The 15,448-nt window shown below is 51.6% G+C and carries 16 protein-coding genes; 9 read left to right on the top strand and 7 right to left on the bottom strand.

Annotated elements, in window-relative coordinates; translation table 11 throughout:
* Positions 1–193 precede the first annotated feature (193 nt).
* Positions 194–1,639 (top strand): metalloprotease TldD, encoded by a 1,446-nt coding sequence (gene tldD, locus QVF11_RS00350; protein ID WP_287854719.1) that lies wholly within the window; start codon positions 194–196, stop codon positions 1,637–1,639.
* 45 nt (positions 1,640–1,684) lie between these two features.
* Here the strand turns inward: tldD and aaeR are convergent, their stop codons facing one another.
* Complete coding sequence (gene aaeR, locus QVF11_RS00355; RefSeq protein WP_112213525.1) at positions 1,685–2,614, bottom strand: HTH-type transcriptional activator AaeR; 930 nt, start codon at positions 2,612–2,614, stop codon at positions 1,685–1,687.
* 132 nt (positions 2,615–2,746) lie between these two features.
* On the opposite strand from aaeR, the gene aaeX reads away from it, so the two are divergent.
* Genes aaeX through aaeB form a run of 3 tightly spaced genes read left to right on the top strand, consistent with a single transcriptional unit; the run spans position 2,747 to position 5,863 of the window.
* Positions 2,747–2,950 (top strand): p-hydroxybenzoic acid efflux pump operon protein AaeX, encoded by a 204-nt coding sequence (gene aaeX / locus QVF11_RS00360; RefSeq protein ID WP_002918640.1) that lies wholly within the window; start codon positions 2,747–2,749, stop codon positions 2,948–2,950.
* 7 nt (positions 2,951–2,957) lie between these two features.
* The gene (aaeA, locus tag QVF11_RS00365; protein WP_110272818.1) at positions 2,958–3,890 is read left to right on the top strand and encodes a p-hydroxybenzoic acid efflux pump subunit AaeA; all 933 of its coding nucleotides are present in this window, start codon (positions 2,958–2,960) and stop codon (positions 3,888–3,890) included.
* A 5-nt stretch (positions 3,891–3,895) separates the two neighbouring features.
* Positions 3,896–5,863, top strand: coding sequence for a p-hydroxybenzoic acid efflux pump subunit AaeB (aaeB, locus tag QVF11_RS00370; RefSeq protein ID WP_112213526.1), 1,968 nt, complete (start codon positions 3,896–3,898; stop codon positions 5,861–5,863).
* A gap of 208 nt (positions 5,864–6,071) precedes the next feature.
* Here aaeB and yhcN-B read toward each other — a convergent pair whose 3' ends face one another.
* The 3 genes from yhcN-B to argR all read right to left on the bottom strand — a co-directional run bounded on the left by yhcN-B (position 6,072) and on the right by argR (position 7,531).
* Positions 6,072–6,338, bottom strand: coding sequence for a DUF1471 family stress response protein YhcN-B (yhcN-B, locus tag QVF11_RS00375; RefSeq protein WP_049114908.1), 267 nt, complete (start codon positions 6,336–6,338; stop codon positions 6,072–6,074).
* Between the two features lie 104 nt (positions 6,339–6,442).
* Positions 6,443–6,706, bottom strand: a complete 264-nt coding sequence (gene yhcN, locus QVF11_RS00380; RefSeq protein ID WP_112213527.1) for a peroxide/acid stress response protein YhcN — start codon at positions 6,704–6,706, stop codon at positions 6,443–6,445.
* Between the two features lie 354 nt (positions 6,707–7,060).
* A complete protein-coding gene (gene argR, locus QVF11_RS00385) occupies positions 7,061–7,531 on the bottom strand; it encodes a transcriptional regulator ArgR (protein ID WP_110272821.1) in 471 nt (156 codons plus the stop codon).
* 413 nt (positions 7,532–7,944) lie between these two features.
* On the opposite strand from argR, the gene mdh reads away from it, so the two are divergent.
* Positions 7,945–8,883 carry a malate dehydrogenase gene (gene mdh / locus QVF11_RS00390; protein WP_112213528.1) on the top strand — a complete coding sequence of 313 codons (939 nt, stop codon included), beginning with the start codon at positions 7,945–7,947 and terminating at the stop codon, positions 8,881–8,883.
* Positions 8,884–9,028: 145 nt separating this feature from the next.
* Here the strand turns inward: mdh and degS are convergent, their stop codons facing one another.
* From degS to zapG, 3 genes are all read right to left on the bottom strand, one after another.
* Complete coding sequence (gene degS, locus QVF11_RS00395; protein ID WP_142512728.1) at positions 9,029–10,090, bottom strand: outer membrane-stress sensor serine endopeptidase DegS; 1,062 nt, start codon at positions 10,088–10,090, stop codon at positions 9,029–9,031.
* 86 nt (positions 10,091–10,176) lie between these two features.
* The gene (gene degQ / locus QVF11_RS00400) at positions 10,177–11,544 is read right to left on the bottom strand and encodes a serine endoprotease DegQ (protein ID WP_112213529.1); all 1,368 of its coding nucleotides are present in this window, start codon (positions 11,542–11,544) and stop codon (positions 10,177–10,179) included.
* Positions 11,545–11,716: 172 nt separating this feature from the next.
* Positions 11,717–12,115, bottom strand: coding sequence for a Z-ring associated protein ZapG (gene zapG / locus QVF11_RS00405; protein WP_110272824.1), 399 nt, complete (start codon positions 12,113–12,115; stop codon positions 11,717–11,719).
* 190 nt (positions 12,116–12,305) lie between these two features.
* Here zapG and zapE point away from each other — a divergent pair, with 190 nt between their 5' ends.
* From zapE to sspA, 4 genes are all read left to right on the top strand, one after another.
* Positions 12,306–13,439, top strand: a complete 1,134-nt coding sequence (zapE, locus tag QVF11_RS00410) for a cell division protein ZapE (protein WP_287854724.1) — start codon at positions 12,306–12,308, stop codon at positions 13,437–13,439.
* A 218-nt stretch (positions 13,440–13,657) separates the two neighbouring features.
* Positions 13,658–14,086 (top strand): 50S ribosomal protein L13, encoded by a 429-nt coding sequence (rplM, locus tag QVF11_RS00415; protein WP_004106200.1) that lies wholly within the window; start codon positions 13,658–13,660, stop codon positions 14,084–14,086.
* A gap of 15 nt (positions 14,087–14,101) precedes the next feature.
* Positions 14,102–14,494 carry a 30S ribosomal protein S9 gene (gene rpsI / locus QVF11_RS00420; protein WP_110272826.1) on the top strand — a complete coding sequence of 131 codons (393 nt, stop codon included), beginning with the start codon at positions 14,102–14,104 and terminating at the stop codon, positions 14,492–14,494.
* 312 nt (positions 14,495–14,806) lie between these two features.
* Positions 14,807–15,445 (top strand): stringent starvation protein SspA, encoded by a 639-nt coding sequence (sspA, locus tag QVF11_RS00425; RefSeq protein ID WP_112213531.1) that lies wholly within the window; start codon positions 14,807–14,809, stop codon positions 15,443–15,445.
* Positions 15,446–15,448: the final 3 nt, after the last annotated feature.

Consider the following 15,448-nt stretch of genomic DNA (forward strand, 5'->3'; position numbering starts at 1 on the left):
ATCGCACTCTCAATAGATAGCGTTCTATACCCGTTATATTTCAAGCCGCAGATGCGTTGGCTACGCTCGTTCACCCCAGTCACATAGTTATCTATGCTCTTGGGGATTCTCTTGCTTGCCGCCTTCCTGCAACTTGAACTATTTAGGGTATCTATTTCCGCCTGATACGCGACAACAAACGAGTAGCATAACGATGAGTCTGAACCTGGTAAGTGAACAATTACTGTCGGCAAATGGCCTGAATCATCAGGATCTGTTTGCCATTCTTGGTCAACTGGCCGAGCGCCGTCTGGATTACGGCGATCTCTATTTTCAGTCGAGCTATCACGAGTCCTGGGTTCTGGAAGACCGCATCATTAAAGATGGTTCGTACAATATTGACCAGGGCGTCGGCGTGCGTGCGGTGAGCGGCGAAAAAACGGGCTTTGCCTATGCCGACCAAATTAGTCGACTGGCGCTGGAACAGAGTGCGCAGGCAGCTCGTACCATCGTGCGTGACCACGGAGATGGCAAAGTCCATACTCTTGGCGCAGTAGAATACAGCTCCCTCTATACCAGCATCGATCCACTGCAGAGCATGAGCCGTGAAGAGAAGCTGGACATTCTGCGTCGGGTGGACAAAACGGCCCGTGCCGCCGACAAGCGGGTGCAGGAAGTTTCCGCCAGTCTGACCGGTGTCTACGAATTAATTTTGGTCGCCGCGACGGATGGCACGCTAGCAGCTGATGTGCGTCCGTTGGTTCGCCTTTCCGTCAGCGTGCTGGTGGAGGAAGATGGTAAACGCGAGCGTGGTGCCAGCGGTGGTGGTGGTCGCTTCGGTTATGATTATTTCCTTGCCTCTCAGGATGGCGAAGTGCGTGCTGATGCCTGGGCGAAAGAGGCCGTGCGTATGGCGCTGGTGAATCTGACGGCCGTTGCCGCACCTGCCGGGATGCTGCCAGTGGTACTGGGCGCGGGCTGGCCTGGCGTACTGCTGCATGAAGCGGTGGGTCACGGTCTGGAAGGTGACTTTAACCGTCGCGGGACCTCAGTCTTCAGCGGCCATATGGGCGAACTGGTGGCATCAGAACTGTGTACAGTCGTTGATGATGGCACGATCGCCGATCGTCGCGGTTCCGTCGCTATCGACGATGAAGGCACGCCGGGCCAGTACAACATACTGATCGAAAACGGCATCCTGAAGGGCTACATGCAGGATAAGCTTAACGCCAGGTTGATGGGCGTGGCGCCAACCGGCAACGGTCGTCGCGAATCTTACGCACATCTGCCGATGCCGCGCATGACCAACACCTACATGCTGGCGGGGAAATCCACGCCGCAGGAGATTATCGAATCGGTTGATTACGGTATCTTCGCCCCGAATTTCGGCGGTGGTCAGGTAGATATTACTTCCGGGAAATTTGTCTTCTCTACTTCTGAAGCCTACCTGATCGAAAAAGGGAAAGTGACGAAAGCGGTAAAAGGCGCGACGCTTATCGGCTCCGGGATTGAAGCGATGCAGCAGATTTCGATGGTTGGCAATGATCTGAAGCTGGACAGCGGCGTCGGCGTCTGCGGCAAAGAGGGCCAGAGCGTGCCGGTTGGTGTCGGTCAGCCAACCCTCAAAGTGGATAAACTCACCGTCGGCGGTACTGCCTGATACTTCTCCAATGCGCTTTCGCATCCTGCGAAAGCGCAGATCAACTTAGCGGGTGATTCCGCGCCCGTGCATACCCTGGTAAATTTTTGCCACCTCAACGAAATATTCCGTCAGAGAGTTAATACATACCTGCACCTTCAGAGGGAGTTTGTCCTTCTCGGTATAGAGCGCATAAACCGGGCGCGGATCGGACTGGTAGCTCGGCAGCAGGATCTCCAGTTCGCCACGATTGATCTTCTCGATCACCCACATCAGCGGAACGTAAGCGACGCCGACACCCGCTGTAAGCCAGCGCACTAGGGTCATCGGATCGTTAGTCACAAAGCGTCCCTGTGGGATCAGCTTGGTTGAGATCCCTTCCGGGGCGATGATTTCAAACTCGTTATCCGGGCGGACGCTATACTCAAGCCAGGAGTGGCTGGCAAGATCTGCGGGTTTGTCCGGACATCCCGCCTGATAGAGGTAGCTTTTCGCGGCACAGAGCACCATCGGCATCGACCCCAGGCGACGGGAAAAGAGGCCGGAATCCTGCAAGGCGCCCACGCGAATTACCAGGTCCAGGCCGTCAGCAATGAGATCAGGGGCGGGGATGCCGGTCACCAGATTTATCGACAACCCGGGATACTCTTTGAGCATTTCGGCGGTAATGCGAGCCAGGACATTCTGTGCCATAGTTGAAGAACAGCCGATGCGCAGCGTACCGATAGGCGTGTTGTTAAAGGCGTATAGCTGTTCATGGACATCCTGGGCTTCGAACAGCATTCGCCGGCAGCCCTGGTAATAGATTTTCCCTGCTTCTGTTAAACCAAGGCTACGAGTGCTGCGGTTGAGCAGCTTAACCTGCAGCTCATCTTCCAGTTTGGCTACAGTCTGACTGATGGAAGAAACGCTCATCTGGAGCTGGCGAGCCGCGGCGGTAAATGAACCTAGTTCAACCACTCTGGCGAAAACGGACATACGTTTTAGTCGTTCCATTATTCACTCTGGCTTAAAAGTGATTTAGATCACACAATATAGATAAGGCTGTAATGATTACGCTAATATACTGTTAGCTACATAATAAATTCATCACAGCTTGTCACCTGTACGCTTCTTATCAAGGTCATCATGAGTCTGTTTCCTGTCATTGTGATTTTCGGCTTGTCGTTTCCGCCGATCTTCTTTGAATTGCTATTGTCTCTAGCCATCTTCTGGCTGGTGCACCGCCTGCTGGTTCCAACCGGCATTTATGATTTTGTCTGGCACCCGGCGCTGTTTAATACCGCGCTATATTGCTGCCTGTTTTATCTGATATCGCGTTTGTTCGTTTGAGGTCGATGTGAAAACACTAACAAGAAATATCCTCCGTACCGCAATCACTGTGATACTGGTTATCCTCGCATTTATCGCGATTTTTCGCGCATGGGTGTATTACACCGCTTCGCCCTGGACGCGCGATGCGCGATTTAGTGCGGATATCGTGGCCATCGCCCCGGATGTCTCAGGGCTGATTTCGCAGGTGGATATTAAGGATAACCAACTGGTTAAGAAAGACCAGGTTTTGTTCGTTATTGACCAACCTCGTTACCAGAAAGCATTAGCCGAAGCTGAAGCCGATGTCTCCTATTACCAGACTTTGGCGCAGGAGAAGCGCGTTGAGGCTGGTCGCCGTAACCGTCTTGGCGTGCAGGCGATGTCTCGCGAAGAGATAGACCAGGCGAACAACGTACTGCAAACCGTTGAGCATCAGTTGGCGAAAGCGACGGCGAACCGCGACCTGGCGAAGCTCGATCTGGATCGCACGGTGATCCGCGCCCCGGCAGACGGCTGGGTGACTAACCTGAACGTCTATAGTGGTGAGTTTATTACCCGGGGTTCTACCGCGGTGGCCCTGGTGAAACAGAACTCTTTCTATGTCATGGCTTATCTTGAAGAGACTAAACTTGAGGGAGTGCGTCCAGGCTATCGTGCTGAAATCACCCCTCTGGGAAGCGGGCACACGATTAAAGGTACCGTGGACAGCATTGCTGCCGGGGTGACCAACGCCAGCAGCAGCAGCGATGCAAAAGGAATGGCCTCTATCGATTCCAATCTTGAATGGGTACGCCTGGCGCAACGTGTGCCGGTACGTATTCATCTTGATCAGCAGCAGGGGAACCTCTGGCCTGCGGGAACCACCGCGACGGTTGTCATTACAGGCAAAGAAGATCGCGATACTAGCCAGGCAAATTTCTTCCAGAAACTGGCTATGCGCCTGCGTGAGTTCGGTTAATCGTCATGGGGATCTTTAGCATTGAACCCCGGCACCTCCGCTTTGCCGTGAAATTAGCATCTGCGGTAGTGCTGGCGCTATTCGTCGGTTTTCATTTCCAACTGGAAACGCCGCGTTGGGCGGTGCTCACTGCGGCTATTGTCGCCGCTGGCCCGGCTTTTGCTGCCGGGGGAGAACCCTATTCTGGTGCGATTCGCTATCGCGGAATGCTGCGTATTGTCGGCACCTTTATTGGTTGTATAGCCGCGCTTGCGATCATCATTGTAATGATCCGCGCTCCGCTGCTGATGATGCTGGTCTGCTGCCTGTGGGCGGGCTTTTGTACCTGGATCTCATCACTGGTGCGTGTCGAGAACTCCTATGCCTGGGGGCTGGCGGGCTATACCGCACTTATCATCATCATTACCATTCACGCAGAGCCGATGCTGGCACCGCAGTTTGCCGTCGAACGATGCAGTGAGATTGTTGTTGGTATCGTCAGCGCTATCTTAGCCGACCTGCTGTTTTCACCGCGTTCGATTAAAAAAGAGATCGATCTTGAGTTGGATAATCTGCTGATTGATCAATATCGCCTGATGCAGCTTTGCGTGGCGCATGGCGATAAAGAAGAAGTCGATAAAGCCTGGAGCGCGATGGTACGCCGTACTAACGCGCTGGAAGGTATGCGTGGGAACCTGATTATGGAGTCCTCGCGCTGGGCAAAAGTGAATCAGCGCCTGAAGGCGATCAATACTCTTTCTCTGACCCTGATTACCCAAGCTTGCGAAACCTACCTGATTCAAAATACGCGCCCTGAAATGGTCACCGATGACTATCGTGAACTGTTTGCTGAACCAGTTGAAACCGTGCAGGACGTTCACCGGCAACTAAAACGGATGCGCCGCTTTCTGACCTGGAAGGGGGAGCATAATACCCCGGTGACGATTTACAGTTGGGTGGGAGCCGCGACGCGCTATCTGTTATTGAAACGCGGAGTGGTCAGCAATACCAAAATCAGCCGTATTGAAAATGAAGTTCTTCAGGGCGAAGTGGTGGTTAAGGCTGAATCTGCTGAGCGCCATCATGCGATGGTTAACTTTTGGCGTACATCTATCTCCTGTATTCTCGGGACACTGTTCTGGCTGTGGACTGGCTGGACTTCGGGTAGTGGGGCGATGGTCATGATTGCGGTGGTCACCGCGCTGGCGATGCGTTTGCCTAATCCCCGGATGGTGGCTATCGATTTCCTCTACGGCACGTTGGCTGCTTTACCGTTGGGTGCGCTGTTTTTCCTCGTGATTATGCCCGCGACGCAGCAAAGCATGCTGCTGCTATGTATTAGCCTTGCCGTGATGGCGTTCTTTATCGGCATTGAGGTGCAAAAGCGGCGTCTGGGCTCGCTGGGGGCGCTGGCCAGTACAATCAATATTCTGGTGCTCGATAACCCGATGAAGTTTGAGTTTAGCCAGTTCCTTGATAGCGCTTTAGGACAGATTGTGGGGTGTTTCCTCGCGCTGATGGTGATCTTGCTGGTCCGCGATAATTCACAGGCACGTACCGGACGCGTGCTATTAAACCAGTTTGTATCGGCAGCGGTTTCGTCGCTGACGACCAATACGGCGCGACGCAAGGAGAACCATCTGCCGGCGCTGTATCGCCAACTTTTTTTACTGCTGAATAAGTTCCCTGGCGATATCGCGCGTTTTCGTCTGGCGCTGACCTTGATTATTGCCCATCAACGTCTGCGTGATGCACCTGTACCGATAAACGACGACCTGTCTGCGTTTCATCGGCAGCTACGGCGTACAGCCGATCGCGTTATTTCTGCCGGTAGCGATGATAAACGTCGATATTATTTCGCCAGACTGTTAGATGAACTCAATATCTATCAGGAAAAGCTACAGCACTGGGAAGCATCACCGCAGGTGACGGAACCCGTGCGCAGGCTGGTGGAGATGCTGCATAAATACCAGCATGTACTGATCAATAGCTAACCGCCTGAACCGCCGCGTTATAGGTTGATATAGCGGGTTTTATGGCTGGATAAGGCGCTAACACTCACCTGGCGATAAGCAGCGTAGATGCTTTAGCATTTGATGAAGCGGAAGAAGGGCTGGAAGGGAACTCGCGTTTTAACGCACGACAGAGACAAAAAAAGCCCCCAACAGGCGGGGGCAAGTCGTCAGATGAGACGACGAGGGTTTATTTGTACAGCTCAGCAGTAGCATGCCAGCTGTCACCAGTACGGGCTTCAATAATACGGTAGCTGCTGGCGCCTTCTTTCTCGGCTTTAGCCGCCAGTTCCTGACGCATATCCATTGGGGCGCTACCTACTTGAGAAACGGAAACGGTACCCATAGATTGCAGATTTTGTGCCTGCTCAGCGTTAACTTGATTGACGGCAGCGTTCGCGCCAAAAGAGAGTACGGAAGCAAGGCCCAGGGATGCGATGATAATTGCGCTTTTCATAATCTTTACTCCAATCATATTGTTTGCAGCGGCGGGAGGTTGCAATGCACTCAGGCCGCTGGGGATATTCTGCATTTCAGCTAATGACCGAAAATTGTTAAATCTTATTTATAAAGCTCTGCAGTTGCATGCCAGTGGTCACCAGTACGCGCTTCAATGATGCGATAGGAGGAAGCGCCTTCTTCTTGAGCTTTCTTATTCAGCATTTCGTGCATATCCATCGGGGAAGCACTTACCGCGCCGACGGAAATAGTGCCGATTGCCTGACGGCCTTGAGCCTGTTCGCTGTTAATAGAATCAGCGGCAAAAGCGCCGAAAGACAGAACGGAAAGGATGCTTAATGCTGCTACAGTGGTTTTGATTTTCATGATGTTCACCTCGTCGAATCTTATTGTTGGGGGTCTTTGTTTCGTGACCCTCATCACAAAATCAAGTATACACTAATCACTGAAAATATTAATACCGTGCTAATTGTTGTTCTTGTAAATAATTACAAAGAAATGTCTTCTTTATAACGTATAAGAATTAGAAATGTCAGGCTTTGGTCATGACTGACTTTTATAGTTAATAAAATCATATGGATAGTATGATTTGATCTTTTGTGCGCTTCAGGGATATTCATTAGGTAAAGGAATGTATAGAAGTGGAAAAACACACTAAATGTTAAAAAAATGCTGATTTTTTGAGAGGAAGCCCTCTGGAGTTAACCAGAGGGAAGAAGCTTAGAGTTCCTGTTCAAACAGGACGAGAATGGCATCATGCAGATCTTTAACGCTAAAACCTCTGGCTGGGGTGGTAAAGATAGTATCGTCACCTGCAATGCTGCCAAGAATACCTTCAGCCTTGCCTAAAGAGTCCAGCAGTCTGGCAATCAGCTGTGCTGCGCCAGGGCTGGTATGGATGACGACGACCGAATCGTTATAGTCGATATCCAGCACCAAATTTTTCAGCGGGCTGGAGGTTGTCGGGACGCCAAGCTCGGCAGGCAGGCAGTACACCATCTCCATTTTGGCATTACGGGTACGCACTGCGCCAAATTTCGTGAGCATACGCGAGACTTTCGATTGATTGATATTATCGAAGCCTTCCTCTTGTAGCGCCTGTACGATTTCACCTTGAGAGCTGAATTTTTCTTCTTTAAGCAGCGCTTTGAACGCTTTAACCAGTTCTTCTTGTTTCGCCGAACTTCGCATAAGTCACCCAATTATGGTGGTAAAAACAACATCATTATGCATAACCATGCATTTTTATGCAAATAATCCGCAGGGGAGAAGCGTAAATAATGTTATGAAGGGGGCATATTTTAGCAAAAAACCCTAATAAGGAACATGCCTTCGTCACGGCACGCAAATTGCTACAAAAGTAAATGAAATGTTATTAAATGATGTTGTTCTGCCCAATGCGCTGGGTGTATTGTAACCAACAGTCGATCCGGTACTACGCTTTGCTGGATGGTCAGTCTCAGGGAGGAAAATGCGAAGCTGTTGCATCGCTGCGCACGACCACGCATTCTTCAGCCATAATTATTGTAATTGTTCATCTTGTGAATTAAGGTCCAGGCGACGGAGTAACGAAAGACTATTTTAACCATAATAAGGAGTTTAGGATGAAAGTTGCAGTCCTCGGCGCCGCTGGTGGAATTGGCCAGGCGCTTGCCCTACTACTTAAGACCCAACTGCCTTCAGGTTCAGAACTCTCGTTGTACGACATTGCTCCGGTAACCCCGGGCGTGGCGGTTGATCTTAGCCATATCCCTACCGATGTAAAAATCAAAGGTTTTTCCGGTGAAGACGCAACCCCGGCACTGGAAGGTGCTGATGTGGTGCTGATATCCGCAGGTGTCGCGCGTAAGCCCGGCATGGATCGCTCCGATTTATTTAACGTTAACGCCGGGATTGTGAAAAATCTGGTGCAACAGATCGCCAAAACCTGCCCGCAAGCCTGCGTTGGGATTATTACCAACCCGGTGAATACAACGGTGGCGATTGCGGCCGAAGTGCTGAAAAAAGCTGGCGTTTACGATAAGAACAAGCTGTTTGGCGTCACGACGCTGGATATTATCCGTTCAAATACGTTTGTCGCTGAGCTGAAGGACAAATCTTCATCAGACGTTGAAGTGCCGGTTATTGGCGGCCACTCTGGCGTAACCATTCTTCCTTTATTGTCACAAATTCCTGGCGTGAGCTTTAGCGAACAGGAAATTGCTGATTTGACTAAGCGCATTCAAAACGCCGGAACTGAAGTTGTTGAAGCAAAAGCCGGTGGTGGTTCAGCGACGCTGTCGATGGGCCAGGCTGCAGCGCGATTCGGCCTCTCTTTGGTTCGCGCAATGCAAGGTGAGAAAGGGGTTGTAGAATGTGCTTATGTTGAAGGTGATGGTCAATATGCCCGCTTCTTCTCACAGCCGTTACTGTTGGGTAAAAATGGCGTAGAAGAGCGCCGAACTATTGGCAAACTCAGCGCGTTCGAGCAGCAGGCTCTGGAAGGGATGCTGGATACGTTGAAGAAAGATATCGCCCTCGGCGAAGATTTTGTGAATAAATAACTTTTCACGAAAAGATAAGCCGGAACCTGTTTTCCGGCTTTTTTATGGTTTTCTCCTGCCCCTGAATGACTCAACCTGCTGGTAAATCTGCTAAACTCCCCCGCGTCTTGACCGGTAATAAACGAGGACGTTGTTGCCATGACTGTCAGTTGGTTGCCGGATATTCCTGTACGGCGATATGCAGGGTGATTTTCTTATCGTCACGCATAATCACCACCGGAATTTCCGAACCCGGGCGAATCTCCGCCACCTGATCCATCGTTTCCAGAGCTGACACTGCGGGTTTATCGTTAACCGAAATAATCACGTCGTTGGCGCGAATCCCGGCCTGGGCGGCTGGGCCTTCCGGCGCAACATCATTCACCACGATCCCCTGAAGCTGATCGATGCCGCCTCCGCCCTGAGCATGTAAAGGCGCAATTTCGCGACCGCTGATGCCAATGTAGCCGCGAATGACGCGACCATCGCGGATCAGCTTATCCATGATCTTAGTTGCCAACTGGAAAGGAATAGCAAAACCGATCCCTTCAGGCGTTTCGCCATCGTTACTTTTATCAAATGACAGGGTGTTGATACCCATAAGTTCGCCCAGGGAGTTCACCAGAGCGCCACCGGAGTTACCGTGGTTGATTGAGGCATCGGTTTGCAGGAAGTTCTGGCGTCCGGTCGGGTTCAGGCCGATACGACCGGTGGCACTGATAATCCCCTGGGTAATGGTTTGCCCGAGGTTATAAGGGTTACCAATCGCCAGCACCACGTCACCGATATGCGGCACGCGTTTTGGGTTAATCGGAATGACCGGCAGGCCGCTACTGGCGTTGATTTTTAATACCGCCAGATCGGTGAGGGTATCTGAACCAACCAGCAGCGCTTCAAAAACCCGACCATCCTGCAACGCGACGATTATCTGATCCGCATCGTTGATAACGTGTTTATTCGTCAGAATGTAGCCACGTTGGTCCATTATCACGCCGGAACCAAGAGTCAGTTGATTTTGGCTGGTGTTGTTAAGGGCGCGGTTATACACGTTCACCACTGCAGGTGCGGCGCGGCGCACAGCAGGATTATAGCTAGCGGGGGATTCATCCGCGCTATCGTATTGCGTGGTCGGCGAAAGCTGCCATTGGCGCAGCGAAGGCATAATGGCCAGCAGCAGACCCCCGACGATCAGGCCAATGAGTATTGAACGTAAAAGCTTTCCAGACATGATGCCGATATCGTTGATGGATGGACAGGCGCAGCATAACACGACTTGTCCGGACATCGCACTGCACGCGATGTCCGGAAAGAGGTTTAGCGCAGTAGCAGATAGATACTTTCGTTGCCGCGAATGACGTTCAGCGCAATAACTGCCGGTTTGCTTTCCAGAACTTTCCGCAGTTCAGCGATGGAGTGTACTCGCTCGCGGTTGAGGCCGATAATAATGTCGTCTTTATGCAGACCCGCTTGCGCGGCAGGGCTTCCTTTATCCACGTTATCAATAGCGACGCCTTTGGTCCCATCTTTCATCTGCCCATCGCTTAACGACGCTCCCTGCAAGGCAGGAATGATAAGTTCAGCGCTGGCGGTAGAAGAGGTGCTCTTATCCAGCGTGACCTCGACCTCGACGGGCTTACCATCGCGCAGTAACCCTAGCTTCACTTTGGTCCCCGGTTCGGTGGTGGCAATACGCGAACGGAGTTCGGCAAAGCTGTTAAGCGATTTGCCATTCAAGCTAACGATAACGTCGCCAGATTTGACCCCAGCTTTAGCGGACCCCGAGTTCGGTAGAACCTCGCTGACGAAGGCACCGCGTTGAACATCAAGATTCATCGCTTTGGCGATATCCGCGCTCATTTCCATGCCTTTAATACCCAGCAGGCCGCGTTTGATTTCGCCAAACTGAATAAGCTGTTGAGCGAGGGTTTGTGCCATATTGCTGGGGATGGCGAAACCAATACCGACGCTGCCGCCGCCTGGTGCCAGAATAGCGGTATTAATACCAATCAGCTCGCCGTTCAGGTTCAGAAGCGCGCCGCCGGAGTTGCCGCGATTGATGGACGCATCGGTCTGGATAAAGTTTTCCAGCCCTTCCAGGTTCAGGCCGCTGCGGCCCAGAGCTGAAATAATCCCGGAAGTGGCAGTCTGCCCAAGGCCAAATGGGTTACCGACGGCGACGGCGAAATCACCCACCCGAAGTTTATCGGAATCGGCGATAGCGATTTGCGTCAGATTGCTGGGCTTTTGTAATTGCAGCAGGGCGATGTCGCTTTGCTCATCGCTACCGATCAGTTTGGCATCGAACTCACGGCCATCGTTGAGCTGGACGCTAATTTTCTGCGCCTGGTTGATGACGTGATTATTGGTCAACACATAGCCTTTCGCTGCATCGATGATGACGCCAGAACCCAGACCTTCAAACGGCTGCGCCTGCTCTTGTGGGGCATTGTCGCCAAAATACTTCTTCAGCTCTTCCGGCATATTCTGTGCCGGAGATGCCGTACCCTCAACCTGTACGCTCACCACCGCTGGCAACACTTTTTCCAGCATCGGGGCAAGGCTTGGCAATGCGCCCTGGCCCGGTACCTGTGTTGGTAATGACGCTGCAGCCGGAGGTAAGGCGGACAACGACAACCCAATGCTTAACGCTAACGCACTCAACAGCAAAGTCTGTTTCTTCATTAGATGCTGGCTCTCGTAACCTGAGGTGTATGGGAAACGTCCCGAATGGCCTGATGTTATTGAATTTTCGATCAGGTAACAATGTGGTCAATGTTTAAATTGTAGCCGGGATGAGAGATGGAGACGGGCGCTGAGAGGGCGCCCGGACAATATTTTTACTGCCGCTGGAGGATTAGTCGCGCTTCGCGCCACCGCGCAGCAGGCCGGATGCGCCTTCAGAGTAGTCGCGCGGCATCTGGACCGGAGCCTGATCGTTACCGGCTTCTGACTCTTCCAGACGATTACGGAACGGATTGGCGTCCGCCATGCTCGCTGGCAGCAGGTTGCTGGAGCTTTTCGCCATATGCTGATACAGCTGACGGTAGTCATGTGCCATGTTATCGAGTAGCTCAGCGCTGTGAGCAAAATGGCTTACCAGCTCTTCACGGTACTCTTCCAGCTCTGCTTTATTCTTTTCCAGTTCGAATTGCAGCGCCTGTTGTTGGCGTAATTTGCGGTTGCCAAAACGCATTGCCACGGCACCAATGATAATACCGACGACTAGCCCAATTAGCGCATATTCCCAGGTCATGAACATCTCCCGTTGTTTTGTGGTTCCGTAGGGTGGCTGTTAGGCTCTCCGCCTGCGCCCGATAGTGCCACTATAACCGCTAATCCCACAGAAGTGGAATCCTGGCGTATCATCGCGTAGTGTAGAACGGCCTTTTTTTCGTCAATCGTGAGCTACAGCATTACGGTTTTCAAGGAATAACAATAAGATCATGCAAAGCCTGTCGCCAACATCGCGTTACCTTTCCGTTCTCAAAGAGGGCAGTCATCAGCCCGACGACGTTCAGCAAGAGGCGGTTAGCCGCCTTGATGCCATTTACCATGAATTGCAGAATAAGCCGTCTGTCGCGCCGCAAAACAATGGCGGTCTGCGGGCAAAATTCGGCAAGCTGTTGGGCAAGCGCGAGCCGGTTGCCGAAACGGTGGCCGTGCGCGGCCTCTATATGTGGGGGGGCGTAGGAAGGGGGAAAACCTGGTTGATGGATATGTTCTATCAAAGCCTGCCAGGTGAACGTAAACAACGTCTGCATTTTCATCGCTTTATGCTGCGTGTTCATGAAGAATTAACTCATCTGCAAGGGCACAGCGACCCGCTGGAGATCGTTGCCGACCGTTTTAAAGCCGAAACTGACGTGCTCTGTTTCGATGAGTTTTTTGTTTCTGATATTACCGATGCGATGCTGCTGGGCGGCTTGATGAAAGCGCTGTTCGCTCGCGGCATTACCCTGGTAGCCACGTCGAACATCCCTCCTGACGAGCTGTACCGTAATGGCCTCCAGCGTGCCCGTTTCCTGCCCGCTATTGACGCTATTAAACAGCATTGTGATGTAATGAACGTTGATGCTGGTATTGATTACCGTTTGCGCACGCTGACCCAGGCGCACCTGTGGCTGTCGCCGCTCAATACCGAGACTCAGCAACAAATGGATAAGCTTTGGCAGGCTCTGGCGGGCGCGAAGCGTGAGCAGACGCCAACGCTGGAGATAAACCATCGTCCGTTGTCGACATTAGGGGTAGAAAATCAGACCCTGGCGGCTTCGTTTACGACGCTGTGCGTGGATGCGCGCAGCCAGCATGATTATATTGCGCTCTCGCGACTGTTTCATACCGTGATGCTGTTTGATGTGCCGGTGATGACGTCGCTGATGGAAAGCGAGGCGCGGCGGTTTATCGCGTTGGTGGATGAGTTCTATGAACGTCACGTTAAACTGGTGGTCAGCGCAGCGGTGCCCCTGTATGACATTTATCAGGGCGAACGGTTGAAATTCGAGTATCAACGCTGTCTATCCCGCCTGCAGGAGATGCAGAGCGAGGAGTATTTGAAGCGAGAGCATTTACCGGGGTAAAACCGGGTACAAATCACATAAAGGGGTCGATCTTTGACCCCGACTTCTCTATAATCTTGCGACCCCACGTTACGAGAAGGTTTTTTTCCCAAAACTTTCTATGTGCCGGCATAGGCTATTCGAAGGGGTAGGTTTGCTGGACAATGTCGTGTGAACCTCAACTGACAAAACGTTTGGGTGTTCACCAACGTGTAACTTATTATTTGGGTAAGCTTTTAATGAAAACTTTTACAGCTAAACCAGAAACCGTAAAACGCGACTGGTATGTTGTTGACGCGACCGGTAAAACTCTGGGCCGTCTGGCTTCCGAACTGGCTCTGCGCCTGCGCGGCAAGCATAAAGCGGAATATACTCCGCACGTAGATACCGGTGATTACATCATCGTTCTGAACGCAGAAAAAGTTGCTGTAACCGGCAACAAGCGTGAAGACAAAATGTATTATCACCACACCGGTCATATCGGTGGTATCAAAGAAGCGACCTTTGAAGAGATGATTGCCCGCCGTCCTGAGCGTGTGATTGAAATCGCGGTTAAAGGCATGCTGCCAAAAGGCCCGCTGGGTCGTGCTATGTACCGTAAACTGAAAGTTTATGCGGGTAACGAGCACAACCACGCGGCACAGCAACCGCAAGTTCTTGACATCTAATCGGGATTATAGGCAATGGCTGAAAATCAATACTACGGCACTGGTCGCCGCAAAAGTTCCGCAGCTCGCGTTTTCATCAAACCGGGCAACGGCAAAATCGTTATCAATCAGCGTTCTCTGGAACAGTACTTCGGTCGTGAAACTGCCCGCATGGTAGTTCGTCAGCCGCTGGAACTGGTCGACATGATTGGTAAACTGGATCTGTACATCACCGTTAAAGGTGGTGGTATTTCCGGTCAAGCTGGCGCTATCCGTCACGGTATCACCCGTGCACTGATGGAATATGATGAGTCACTGCGTGGCGAACTGCGTAAAGCTGGTTTCGTTACTCGTGATGCTCGTGAGGTTGAACGTAAGAAAGTCGGTCTGCGTAAAGCACGCCGTCGTCCGCAGTTCTCCAAGCGTTAATTGTTTTCTGCTCACGCAGAACAATTTGCGAAAAAACCCGCTCCGGCGGGTTTTTTTATGGATAAATCTGTCATTATCCATATGGATCTGCCCTGTTCTTGCCACTTTTTCAGCATTTCCAGAATACCCTCACCACAACGCCTTCAAAATCTGGTAAACTATCATCCAATTTTCTGCCCAAATGCAGGTGATTGTTCATTTTTTGTTTAGATGATAAATGGAAATGATGTCACGCGAATGGGGTTTTTACATCTGGCTGACCATGCGTGGTCGGCAGCAGTACAATAATTCTGAATATACCTGGAGGTTTTCATGGCTGTCGCTGCCAACAAACGTTCGGTAATGACGCTGTTTTCTGGTCCTACTGACATCTATAGCCATCAGGTCCGCATTGTGCTGGCCGAGAAAGGTGTTAGTTTTGAGATAGAACACGTGGAGAAGGATAACCCACCTCAGGATCTGATTGACCTCAACCCGAATCAAAGCGTACCAACGCTTGTGGATCGTGAGCTCACTCTGTGGGAATCTCGCATCATTATGGAATACCTGGATGAGCGTTTCCCGCATCCGCCGTTAATGCCGGTATACCCGGTAGCTCGTGGGGAAAGCCGTCTGTACATGCAACGTATCGAAAAAGACTGGTATTCGCTGATGAATACCATCCAGACCGGTACTGCTACGCAGGCTGATAATGCACGTAAGCAACTGCGTGAAGAATTACAGGCGATTGCGCCAGTCTTCACCCAGAAGCCGTACTTCCTGAGCGATGAGTTCAGCCTGGTTGATTGCTATCTGGCACCGCTGTTATGGCGTTTGCCTGTTCTCGGTGTGGAACTGACCGGAACTGGCGCGAAAGAGCTTAAGGGCTATATGACTCGCGTATTTGAACGTGATTCCTTCCTCGCTTCTTTAACTGAAGCCGAGCGTGAAATGCGCCTGGGTCGAGGCTAATCA

The sequence above is a fragment of the Klebsiella sp. genome, from assembly GCF_027492335.1.
Classification (GTDB): domain Bacteria; phylum Pseudomonadota; class Gammaproteobacteria; order Enterobacterales; family Enterobacteriaceae; genus Klebsiella; species Klebsiella huaxiensis.